General features: G+C 58.6%; 5 protein-coding genes. All 5 read right to left on the bottom strand.

Features of this window, described 5'->3' with window-relative positions:
* Positions 1–9 precede the first annotated feature (9 nt).
* The gene (locus LH20_RS11785; protein ID WP_053554357.1) at positions 10–2,835 is read right to left on the bottom strand and encodes a DUF1156 domain-containing protein; all 2,826 of its coding nucleotides are present in this window, start codon (positions 2,833–2,835) and stop codon (positions 10–12) included.
* Positions 2,819–7,048, bottom strand: a complete 4,230-nt coding sequence (locus tag LH20_RS11790) for a sacsin N-terminal ATP-binding-like domain-containing protein (RefSeq protein ID WP_053554358.1) — start codon at positions 7,046–7,048, stop codon at positions 2,819–2,821. The genes LH20_RS11785 and LH20_RS11790 overlap by 17 nt, the downstream gene beginning before the upstream one ends.
* Entirely contained in the window at positions 7,045–10,629 is a 3,585-nt protein-coding gene (locus LH20_RS11795) for a helicase-related protein (RefSeq protein ID WP_053554359.1), read from the bottom strand. Before LH20_RS11795 ends, LH20_RS11790 begins: the two co-directional genes overlap by 4 nt.
* A 1-nt stretch (position 10,630) precedes the next feature.
* The gene (locus LH20_RS11800) at positions 10,631–11,509 is read right to left on the bottom strand and encodes a WYL domain-containing protein (protein WP_442800434.1); all 879 of its coding nucleotides are present in this window, start codon (positions 11,507–11,509) and stop codon (positions 10,631–10,633) included.
* 174 nt (positions 11,510–11,683) lie between these two features.
* Complete coding sequence (locus tag LH20_RS23995; RefSeq protein ID WP_235526960.1) at positions 11,684–12,088, bottom strand: helix-turn-helix transcriptional regulator; 405 nt, start codon at positions 12,086–12,088, stop codon at positions 11,684–11,686.
* Between the last annotated feature and the right edge of the window lie 244 nt (positions 12,089–12,332).

The following is a 12,332-nucleotide window of genomic DNA, read 5'->3' on the forward strand; positions in this document are numbered from 1 at the left end:
TGCCCTCCGTTAGATCAAAGTGCCCTGAGCCGGCGTCACGGGCGCGGCCACGGGCATCTCGCGGGCAAGCCGCGCAATTTCCGGCCATCCGAGGACAAGGGCGTTGTAGCCCTGCGCCTCTTGCGACCACTTCTTCCGCTCACTGATGTTGTGGAGGCGGTAGGCGAGTTCACGCGCCACCTCTCCCTGGTTGCCGAGCTTCCGGAGCAGTGCCGCGGTTGCTTCATCGCCCGCCTTGTCGAAGTGGTAGAGGCGCAAGAGGTGGTGCGTCATCTCCCAGACCGTGAGCCGCTTGTCGCCGGATGGGTCCCAATCGGCGGGGAGCTCTGCGGGGGAAAGCAGGCGGACCTTTCCGCCCTTCGATTCCACGATCCCGGCCTGGACTAACCCTGAAACGGCTGTCACCTTTGCCTTGCTGAGGAGCTCGGCGTCGCCGTAGTCGCCGGCGGTGAAGCCGTTCTGCTCGAACCAGGCGATGGCCCAGCGGGTGTCAGAGTCGAAGTCATCCTCAAGCTCGCTCAGAACTTCGGTTAAGGTTTGATTGATGATGCCAAGCGCCGTCCGAACCGTCATGGGACGGCCGGACGGTTCGAGAATGCGGCTGTAGCGGGAGTAGACCGCCATGCCGGGACCAATGGCGGCCTGAGCAAAGTCTACGGGCGCGATGTTGCCTTGCTGCAGATGACGTAGCGCTGCTGGCAGTGTGCGCTTTAACTCGTTTCGGAACTGGTTGCTGGCGATTTGCGGCGCATCATCTGGGCGCGGACGACACGCAAGCACGATGTACGACGCGAGAGCATTTGTGCCCATGGAAACCATTCGCCATTTTTGTGACGCTCGAACAGGCCATGTGCCGGTAATCTGGAAGCCACTCGAAATGAGTGCTTCCAGAAGAGTCTCCCAGCCCGTTGTTAAGTCGATAGTATCCGTTCCGCTATCGGAGTCCGAACCGCTCTCCTCGTCATCTTGCTTGAATGCGTAGTACACCGTCAGCGGGAACCGGTGATCCATCTTTTGTCGCAACGCAGTGAATGCACTGCGGAAGCCCTGTTCGAAGTGTTCCTTGGCGCGAACCTTGTCTCCGTCAAATCTTTCTGGCGATGCCGTTAGCTCCGGCAGCTTTGGAACCATCATAGTGGAAAACAGTTCGTCATAGCTCCTCCCAAGAGATCGACGGAGCCATACGTAGAAGAAGTCACTCAGGGCCGCGTAGCCAATATTGTCGTAATAGGGCGGATCAGTGCTGACCATCAGGTTGCTGATGCCATTGGCTCCGGTGGCAGCATCAATCTGTCTTGCCGTTCCCCGTTTTTTCGAGCCTGCTGTAATCGTTCGAACGCAGTCAGCCACATAATCGAAGCATGTGAGCCAGGCGCCGACGGATCCGCCTAGAAGATTGGCTTCCGCAAAATCCCAAACCATCGGAATGGCCTGTCGGCCAAATAGATTCATGACCTTTTGATTTGATGGGCTCCAGCGGCAGATCGAATTGTTGAAGTCGGTGGTTCGATCAATCGCAAGAGCTAGAAACGTTCTTATTGATTTGCCATATTCTGTCGCATCCTCAGTGCTAATTCCGGCCTTAAGTGCGTCCTGGACTACCTCTTTCTCGATTGGGTGGAGCTGTTCGACGAGTCCACTAAGTCCCCACATCTGCCGATCAGTAAAGATTGACGTATATGTCAAGAAACCGAATAGAGGGGGCGAGAACCAGCGTGCATTATCTGGCATATCTCCCGAAGAGATCTCCGGGCGATCTTCAAATGTCGCAGCTTCAGATTGGCTTTGGTCGGCTGGGAGATAGACGCGACGGCGACCACCATCCGCGACGATCGCAATCATTTGAGTGCCCAGGCGACCCGCGAGGCCTTCCGCTTTTACGTATTCGTCGGATATTGGCTGCCCCGTAAGCAAGCACTCAAAGTTTGCGCCACGTCCGAGCTTGTTGCCGCCAGCCACTCTGCGCACGTCGTCAGGCCGACCCTCAACAATCTCAAACTGAACGGACGAATTTTCCTTATCGACAATCGGGTTCAGCCAAATCTCAGACCCCTTCTTGTTGGAAAGCCAATAACTGCTAAGCAGCGGGACTCGATTTCCCTTGGCTGCGGGGTTCGGGCTGATAACCGTTCGAGCCCAAATCCAGGCGACAACGTCCGCATCTTTGCCTCCTAGAGCACGGGGAAGCGTCACTCTCGGGTAATGGCGCCCGAACTTCTCCTTTACCCCCGATAGCATCTGATGGCCGTAGTAACGGATGTCGGCGGCTAGCCCATCAGTGCCTAGCCAAGCTTCGCCACCTCCAAATCGCTTACGATCCGATGGGTTAACAGGTGGCTGGTCCGTCCACCGTGGCGCGATTTCCAGATTGCACTTGTTAAGCAGGACCGCGACCGGGTTGAGATCACCAGCGTGAGCCTCAAATCCTAGCCGATTGGCCTCCAGCGGGATCGAGCCACCACCTGAAAAGGGATCGAAAATCGCTGGTAGCTTCCCGTCACAATGCTTGAGCATTTCCGCTTGTGCTTCGGCATAGACCTCGGGCGCTTCATGCAGCTTCTTGCCCATCATGCGGCGCAGAATGTCGAACAGGCGCTCGCGCTCAGCATTCTGCTCCTCTTCGGTCGGCCACTTCTCAGGATGAGCTTCAGGATCGTCGACGACTGAGGCAAAGAGGATCGCCCGCGCCGTCGGCAGCGGCAGGCGCGCCCACCAATGATGGATGCCCTTCGGATGCGGTCCGATCCCCGGCATCTTGTCGTAGGCCGAGGCGTCATTGATTTCCGGCAGCGGCAACGCCGCTTCAATGAGTTTTTTCTTATGCGTGGCGGTCATGGTCGTAAACAAGCCTGTATGATGCTGGGTAAAGGGTGACTTCGCCCCCGTCGCGCATGGCGCGCAGGCGGGCGCCGGTCACTTCGATCGGGGCACCCTCCACGTTGGAAAGGATGAGTGCGTATTTGTCGGGATGCTGCTCTATCAGCCCCCAAACATCTGCCTCGAGTTGAAGCGGCTCCTGCTGAAGGCAGTGATCCTTGGGCCAGTAATAGCGAACCAGATCACCGCCCGCGGTGCGATGCTCCCAGGGGAAGCGCGCACCATTGGCCTTGCCGATCCAGCTGCCGCTTTCATGGAAAAAGCGGTCTTCGCCGTCCTTGCGGAAACCCTGTGACTTTGCGAACCGCTCCATGATGCCCGGCTTCGGGGGCTTTGGCGTCGGCCTGGGGCGGGTGTCCCGATTGTCGATGCCATCGAGGGGCTGCTGTTCCTCTTCGCCGTCGGCATCATCATGAAGGGTCAGATCTTCGAAGCCCTGCTCCGGTGATACGGTCATATCGTCAGACGCGGTGTCAGGCTCGTCAGGGTGAAGATCAGATGGGTCCGGATTAGGTTTCGCTTCGAGCGCATTCTGGTCGGGCTCTTCACCTGACGGCACGTGCGCTACTGTGGGCAGCGAGGGTGCCGGGGTGAGAGCGAAATTCTCCGCGAGGTACTCTCGTACGTCCTGTGCGGAACGATCGAAGCTGTAGTCGAGCGCAGCCTTGATGTCGGACCGGGCGAATACCTTGCCGATCTCCTCAGGCACACGGCGCGCGAGTTTCGCCTTGGGGAGCGGCTCCACGTACAGGCGCTCATCGAGCCACACGACATCTGCGCGGCGCGGTGTCCCGGCAGGCGTTCCGTTGATGTACGGGATGATCTCCAGACCCGGCGTCTCGACCCAATCGGTCTTGGCGAGCATTGCTGCAGCAGCGCGCACCCGGTCAGTCTCTTCCTCGGCGTCGAGTTCGATCCGGCACAGCTCGATACCAAGAGTCCGCAACCACTCCTTTTTGAGAGGCTGCCCTGCGAACAGAGGATCCTCCTGGAAACGCTCCTCTATCTGCGCTGCCAGCAGAGGCAGTTCTGAAAATGGCGGATTGGAAGTCGCTTCTCCGGGGAGCCGCTGCAGGTCTGCCGTCGCCTGCTTCACCCACTGGTGAAGGTGCCGCCACGGGATGAGGGTCTGCATCGTCAGCGCATAGGCGAGATTCTCGACTGGCGACCACTCGCCAGCGAGGTTCAGCCAGTGCCCGCATTCCTCCCAGATGCGAATGGGATGACGTACTAGTAGAGATCGAACGCGCCGAGCATCCTCTTGAGCAAGCGCGGCTCCTGACTCGAGGCCCTTCAACCACTCAATCGCAAGGTCCGCCGTTGGCCGATCGGACACGCCAATCTTCCGCCACAGGGCGAGGTCGCTCACCGAGCTGCCGATCACGGCCGCATCCGGCACATCCTCGTCGTCAGACGTCAAAAAGACCGACGACGCAGTCGCCCAAGAGCTATCATGGGTCAGAATGAGCTTCTCAGCTCGCAGCGCCTGGCGGATCTTCTGGAAGTCGGCGGTCGAGCACGTCTCGACCATCTGATCCAGTCGGCGGTACCACTTTTCGACCTCGTGGACGGGTGGCTTATCCGCTTTCGCCAGGGCTCGAAGGCAGTCGATTAGGCGGTCGGGGCCAGTGGGCGTGCTTCGCACACCCAGCAGGTCGAGGAGCGGTCGCGTGGTCTCGCGGTCCAAGAGGCCGTGCACGAACGGCTCCACGTCCATCAGGGACTCTGTCTCCGGCGTGCGCCGGAGGAGGTCGTCCGGCTTCCGATGAAAGCCCCGCGTGTCAGACAAGCACGGCAGCTTTCGTAGCTTCAGCGCCCATGACGGCAACAGCGGGCTGAACGTCATGGAGCGGGTGTTGCCGGTGGTCGCCACCTGGAGAAGCTTGGCACTTTTGGCCCGGGTCCAATAGGCCTCTCGCTGCGACAGGATTCGATCGACGAGTGTGACCCAAATCCGATCGTCTTCGGCAGCCAAGGCCTGCCAGTGACGCCAGTAGGTCTCTTCGAAGTCCCAATCCTCGATAACGAATTGGGAGGTGACATAGGGATACGACAACTCAGCTTGGTGACCTCGGAGCCGCGCCTCCTGTTCGATCTGGCGCTTGCCATAGACGCTGGTCCGCTTTGAAACCAAGGGAACGAACGTCAGGAGATTCGACCGGCCGGACGCTATCCACTTTTGCCAGTCTTCCGACGAGCAGGACGTGAAGGAGCGCGAATACTCCTGATGGAGAACACTGGCATCGCGCTGGGCCTCGGGCAGAAGATCGCCAAGCTTTCCATCTTCGTCGAAAAGGATGCCTTTGTCGCTCGACCGAAGGCAGAGATCGCGTGTGGCATACTTGAAGCTGTCGCCGACATTCGCACCCAGCTTTGCCGCAATCTGTGCCAGTTGAACGCAGCCTCCCAACGATACGCTGTCCTGGGAGAAGAACTCGGCTGCTACTTGGTCGATGACCTTGTTCGCATCGCTGGTGTCATCCAGGCCAATTTCTTCCAGGACGGCGTACGCCGCCTCCACGTCATCCTTCGCCACGGTGCCCGTGTCCTCGGAGGCACCGCGCCGCTGTTCGGCGAGGAAGCGCGGCCAATTCTGATTGAGTACGATCAGGTACTGCGAAAGGAATTCCCAGTCGCCTTCGGACTGAAGAAGCTTCTTCTCTCCAAGTCGGACAACCTCGCTCGCCGCATACAAGACATCCTTGCCTTGGACAGGGACGAGCTTGACAGATTCGGCGTCTACATAATGACGATAGCCCGTGATCTCCGGCGCGACATAGGCCCACAATACAAGAAGCTGGCGCCAGCTTTCTGGTCTAGGAAGATGTTTTTCCTGCAATATGCCGAGAAGCTTCTGCTTGCTGATATCCTCGACCAGTCCCCACCGAAGTAGCTTCTTTTGGTCACGCAGATCGATGCTGTGGCAAAGCGCCGGTCTCGCTTCCGGGTCCAGCAATGCTGATGCTTGTTCAGCCGGCCACACCTCGAGAACCGTGGTGGGAACGATGACGGATTGCTTCTCTAGAACGAGTTCCCCGCCTTCAGTGAGCAGGACCTCTTTGCCGTCGATGCGTTCCGCGAAGGCCTCCTCGACAATCGTTCCGCAGACGCCTTCCAATGAGCTGTCTTCTCTGTCGACGTCCGGGAAAAGGCCATAGGCGCGAGCGCGCTCGGCGAGCGATGAATTTTCTTCACCAAGCCAGCACAGCATGGCCGACGCAGCGAGTTTGCCCACCCGCTCCAGGAGCCAGCGGTTCGTCGGTGATGTCTCTGGATCTTTGATCTTTACCCGAGCAGGATCCTGAATAAACGGCGCGTTGCAGGCAAAGGGAAGCTCCGTCTCTACGCCAGTGGGAAGCACGACGTAGAGACGCCCCTTCGCACCGAGAACAACCTCGACTTTGCAGGGAGGGAAATCGGTGCCCTCTTCGGATCCGAGCATCCTCTCCTGCCGGATCTCTGCAAGCGCTTCCTCGGGGAATGCCTCCGGCTCGGACCTGATCAATAGGTACGATTCGTCATCCTTATCGTAGAGAGCCATCCATTCGCTGTCGGGAACAGGGCCCGGACCGAGACTCCCCCAATGGACTTCGCGATCGTTGATCCGCATACGACGGATGTTCTTGAAGAAGAGAAGCGAAACCGGACTTTTGAACCATTCCGCAAGATTCTTCTCGACCTCTCGCTGCCTGTGATGATCGCAGATCGGGACGCGAATTCTTGTATGGCCGTCAGTCCCAGCCGCTGTCGGTAGCCAGACTGGCTCTGTGAAGCGCTGGCGGTGAAACGCGACGCTGAGCGACGGCGTATGCAACTCAACCTGGTCCCCGAGGCTGAACGTGCTCTTGAAGCCAATCCCGCGGAAGCCGATGGTATGCAGCGCACGCTTGTTCGAGTACCCGAAGCGGCAGAGCGATGCGAAGTGCTCCTCCGCGAAATCCTCTCCGTCATGCTCGAAGATGAACACTCCATCTTCGATCCAAACAGCAGCAGAGTTTGCGCCAGCGTCATCGGCATTCTGAAGAAGCTCAGAGAGGATATGCCGTGGACTTTGCACCTGCTTGAAGAGCTGGTGCCATGGCCCGGCAAGCTCCGGGTCCTCTTCGAGTTGGTCCCACCGCTGCGCCGCCTTTTTGCGGATTGCGTCGAAGTATGCTGGCCGCGCGCTCATTTGGGCGGCTCCGCGCGGGAAAGGAGCTCGGCGAAATCATAGTTGATGCTGGTGACGCCGAAATCGGGTTCGCGTTGAAACGGACGACGCACATAGTGAACCTGGTGGTCGCCCGAATGAAGATCGCCCTTGAACTCAACAATCGCTAGAATGAAGTCGTCGGGCTTGTTGAGTGAATAAAGGACTTCATTCTTGGTAACGGTGATCGTCGAGGCACTCTCGGCGCGGCCTTTGACCTCTAGGAAGCGGAGTCGGCCGGTCCCTGGAACCTGGCTCTCGACGTCGTATCCAAGCTTCTCTAGCTCGCGGTCAACTGGCTCGTAGCCAAGGCCCCTCTCAACCTCCATGACGATCTGGCGGGCGCGCGCAGCAGCCAGTTGGGTATCCGGCGAGACCGCAGGGGCTTTGATCTGATCGGGCGCCATCTTTGCCAGCAGGCCGATCGGTACAACCAGCATTCCTCCAATCACGACAGGCGGGAGGGGTGAAAGCTTTGCTTCAAGCCGAAGCTCGGTCATTCTTTTCTCAAGCCGCGCTTGAAGTTGATCTGCTCGGCGGCGAGCTTCGTTGGAATTCAGCCGGGCGTTCGCCTTGCCTGCCTGTTCTTGAAGCTTTAGCTCTTCGGCGCGGTGATCCCAGTATGTGATTTCCTTCGTCAGGCGCTCTTTTACCGCAGCCTCGGTCTTCGCTATCAGCTCCAGCCGCCGTCCGGAAACTTCCTTAACGTGATCGGGAACGACGTTTCCAATGGCATGCGCTTGTGCCTTGGCCTCAAGGTCCCGGCTGAGCCAAGAACACTCCGGGCGCTGCAGAATTTCGCTCGCGGCAGGTTCGTCCTCGCGAAGCGGACGATAATCGAGGTACGGCGCATAGCTTAGATGGCGAGCATTGCCATTGGCATCCATCTCCACGTACAGCATTCGTTTTGAGACGATGCGACGATCGCCTGACCGAGTTTGACTGCCGTCCTGGATCGCGTGCTCAAGGTAGAAGAGCATGCGCGGGCTCTCACCAGGGTCCCGTTCGTCGACCAAGACGGCTCCGCGACGCATCACGTCGCGATGGCGCTCAAGGGTTAGGTCGAGTGTCGCATCGAGCAGAGGATGTCCCGGACAAACGAAAGCCGCGAGTGGCTGGCCCTGCGGCGCTATAAGGGCTTTATCGAAGGCTATTCGTTCATAGCGGGACAGAACGGGCTCACCCAGCCCGATCAGCCGATCCCGGTTCCTAATTGGCGCGGGAACACGGCTGATCTCGTACCTTCGGTGTTCCCGCTGTCGAGCAGTGCCGCCCAGCTCCTTAAATGCTTCAAGGAAGAAAGATTCGATATAGTGGGGCTGCAGACGGCGGGCATCCGCACGCTCCATTTCTTCTCGGACTCGATGAACACGGCTGGCGTCCATGGATTCCGGAGCAAGAACTCGATCTTCAAGCAGCGTCCGGAGTTTCTCGTGATCAAGGGCCCCCTCCACGGCTTTGGTGAGATGCTCTTTAATTTCCGGCTTCTCACCAAAGCGGATAGCTTCAATCAACAGCTCGCGGAGTGGTTTGCCGTCGAAGACGACCTTCCCGAGTACGTCAAACACCTGGCCGCCAAGTGCTTCCCGAGCGCGCTCAAGTTTTTCGAGCAACGTTCGGTACACGTCGCCCTCACGCGTTTCATCGGCAACCAAGTTCCAAAGGAAACAAACCTCAGTCTGGCCAATTCTGTGAATCCGACCGAAGCGCTGCTCAAGGCGATTGGGGTTCCAAGGCAGGTCGTAATTCACCATCAGATGCGCCCGCTGAAGGTTGATGCCTTCACCTGCCGCATCCGTAGCGATGAGGACTTTCACCTGGGGATCGTGACGAAAGGCCTCCTGGGCCTTCATGCGATCCTCTCGGCCGACGCCGCCGTGGATCGTGACCACGGCCTCTCTTTGGCCGAGGAGTGTGCTCACGCGGTTGGTCAAGTATGTGAGCGTGTCGCGGTGCTCGGTGAAGATCACGAGCTTCTGGTGTGGTGATGCCTTTGGAACAGGAACGCCAGCATCATACGGCGCTGCATCTTCAGCTAACTGATTGGCTATGGCGGCAGGCGTGAATATCTCCCCCAAGAGCTCGGCGAGCTCCCGCCATTTCTTATCTTCTCCACCTCTTCGAACACCGAGGGCGAGTTTTTCTAGATCGATAAGGGTCGCGATCTCAGCTCGAAGCTCGTCAATAGTTCGAGCCGCTGTAGCTTGATCCAGGATTTGATCTTCGGTGTCTTCCAGTTCCTGATCCGGCGCATCCTCAAGGTCATCTAGATCCTCGGCGTCGAAAGTTGGGCCAGAGCTTGATAGGGCCTGAACGACCGCCCCGCGCTGCAGGAGTTCCAACTCACGCAAGCGACTTTCAAGTCGCTCACGACGCCGACGCAATGACTGATAGATGGCTTCCGGCGATGAGGCGAGACGGCGCTGCAGGATTGTTAGCGCAAATCCAACAGTCCCGGCTCTCTTATCGTTCTGAAGCGCCTCAGCCCGATTGAATTCTTCGCGAACGTAGGCCGTCACAGCCTTGTAGAGTTCTGCCTCCTTATCAGATAGCCGGTAGGGAACAGTCTTTGCTACTCGAGGCGGGAACAATGGCGTTGCGTCGAATTTCAGGAGGTTTTCCTTCACCATCCGCCGCATCAGATCGGATACGTCACTGGCATGCACGCCATCGCGGAACCGGCCCTCGAAGCGGTCACCGTCTATCAGCGCCATAAATAGCTGAAAGTCCGCCTCCTTACCGTTGTGAGGCGTCGCGGTCATTAGAAGGAAGTGACGAGTCAGAGCAGAGAGCCGCTGTCCTAGTTGGTAGCGCTTCGTGTACTTGACCTCGCCACCAAAGAAACTCGCAGACATTTTGTGCGCTTCGTCGCACACTACGAGATCCCACCTTGCATCTGGGACTTCGAGCTTCGCCTGCAAATCCTCGTTGCGGCTGAGTTTGTCCAGACGCGCGATGACTAGATTGTTTTCTAGGAACCAGTTTCCGGTCCTTGCGGCCTCCAGCTTGTCGTTCGTCATAATCTCGAACGGAAGCTGAAAGCGGCGATACAGCTCATCCTGCCATTGCTCGGCAAGGCTTCCAGGGCAAACTACCAAACAGCGATGAAGGTCGCCTCGGGCAACGAGCTCCTTTATGAGGAGGCCCGCCATAATCGTTTTGCCTGCGCCGGGGTCGTCAGCCAACAGAAACCGCAGCGGCTGGCGGGGAAGCATTTCCTCATAGACCGCCGTGATTTGGTGCGGCAGCGGTTCAACCAAAGAGGTGTGGACCGCCAGAACCGGATCAAAAAGGTGAGCTAGTCTGATGCGGTGGGCCTCCGAAACGAGCCGGAAGAGCCGGCCGTCACCATCGAGACTCCACGGCCTCCCTTCTTCGACGACTTCTAGCCGTGCCTCATCGTGCCGATAGAGCAGCTCATTCGCGACCTTCCCTCGTGCATCCTTGTAGGTCAGTTCTAGAGCTTCAGAGCCGTACCACTGAACATTGACAACGGTCACAAGCCCGTCTGGCAACACCCCGCGAAGTGAAGTATTCGGCAGAAGTTCTTCGAGGCGCGCCATATTACTCCCCCTTGTCCGCAGACGCGCTCGCGGTTTGGACCTGAGTGCGATTTATGAGTACAATTTGCTGATCCTGAGGGCGCCGCGCTGTGGGGTCGGTGTCCAGCCCCAGCCTCTTGAGTGCATAGTAGAGAAGGGCCTTGCGCACGGGGATCTTTGCCCGGCCGCAGCGCATCCCGTAATCGAGGGCAATGACCTTCTGCTGCGTCTCGGACAGCTGTGGGTGCGGTCCGATCTCCAAAGTCACTTGCTCGTTCCAGTCGGCGTCACCATCGGCACCGACCTCGCTCGGTTTGGTGCCGCGGGTCTCGATGATCCGCGAGAGCAGAAAATCCTTGAAGCTCTGATCGGTGAGACAGAAGGCCCGTGTGTGCCAGCGGAAACCGTCGAACCCGATCGCGTGTGGTGCGATCCACCGCCAGCGCGGCTCCGGCTGGGACAGGGACTGGTATTTGACCTCGATGGCTTCCGATCGGCGGACTGCGGCGACCACCGAACGTAGCGTTTTGGCGTTGACGCCCCGCACTGGCGTCGGCGCGGAGTCGTAGGACGGAAACTGGCCGATCCAGGCGTCAGCACGGTCGAGGATGCCGTCGGCAACGGAACGAAGCTGAGAGAGGTAACGGCTGGCGTCCGGCTTCAGAAACAGGGGGTCGAACTTGCTGCCTCTGATGTAGGTCCGGGCGCTCTTGTCGTAGACCATGTTGTCCGGAGCCATGCCGATGTAGCGGTTCAGGTCGGTGGACGCCTGGTTCACCGACACACCGAACGCATCCATCAGATCGCCCCGATTCACATGCCCCTCCCAAAATAGGCGGAATTCGATGAATTCGAGCCGTCGCTCGACGCCCCACCGAAGATCAGCCTTCTCTGTTCCCACCATGCACTCCCAGTGACATGATCCACCCTGAAACTAGGCTCGCCCAGTTTCTGGATTTTCGATCAAGCTATCTGAGAAGCGGTGTGGGTTCAATCGAAATTGGTAGGGTCTGCAAGCAGGGGAGAGGGCCAGGATGGCGGCCGCGCCTCGGGCAACCGCCATCTTGAAGCTAGGTCAGGCGCCCGCTTGCTGAACCTGGCCAGGGTCGGAGGTGCTGGAGCGGACAATCGACTGCTCGTATTCCTCGACATCGGACAGACGATAGACCACCCGGCCGCCGACCTTGAGAAACTTTGGCCCCTCACCGGTCCAACGCCACCGCTCAAGTGTGCGATGGCTGATCCCCCAGCGCACCGCCAGTTCAAGTTGGTTCATGCATGTTGCCTTCATTTTCGTGTCCTTTCGTCCTGCCAAGTTGGAATGCGACACGACGAAGGCGTGGCCGGAAAACACTATCAAGGTAATACTGGCCGGAGCGCCAAACACCGGGCGCTGCGCCGCCTTGTTTTGAACAGAGAATTTCTGCGGTGGCGAAGATTTCTCAAGAATACGAAGGCGTTCTGGCGCGCTGCGGAGCATACTTCGAGCTAGTTTGTCGAAGAGTCCTTTCCCTCCGCCAACATCTCATCGCGAACCAATGAGATGGGCCTCATGGGGCCAGAAAATCCCCAGCTTCCGCGCGGTTTTGCCGATCGCGACCGAACCTCAGAGACTGCCGAAAACGTCGAAATCGGTCTCCGATTGGCTTTTGTCTCTTTTCACCCGAACCCCTGCTGAAAAGGTTCGGTCTCCAGAAACGACGTAAATCCAAGGTTTTCTGGCT

Source organism: Sphingopyxis sp. 113P3 (assembly GCF_001278035.1).
Lineage (GTDB): Bacteria > Pseudomonadota > Alphaproteobacteria > Sphingomonadales > Sphingomonadaceae > Sphingopyxis.

Excerpts from the sequence above, each read along its gene's own strand:
- LH20_RS11785 (WP_053554357.1), bottom strand. The coding sequence starts at position 2,835 with ATGACCGCCACGCATAAGAAAAAACTCATTGAAGCGGCGTTGCCGCTG.
- LH20_RS11790 (WP_053554358.1), bottom strand. The coding sequence starts at position 7,048 with ATGAGCGCGCGGCCAGCATACTTCGACGCAATCCGCAAAAAGGCGGCG.
- LH20_RS11795 (WP_053554359.1), bottom strand. The coding sequence starts at position 10,629 with ATGGCGCGCCTCGAAGAACTTCTGCCGAATACTTCACTTCGCGGGGTG.
- LH20_RS23995 (WP_235526960.1), bottom strand. The coding sequence starts at position 12,088 with ATGCTCCGCAGCGCGCCAGAACGCCTTCGTATTCTTGAGAAATCTTCG.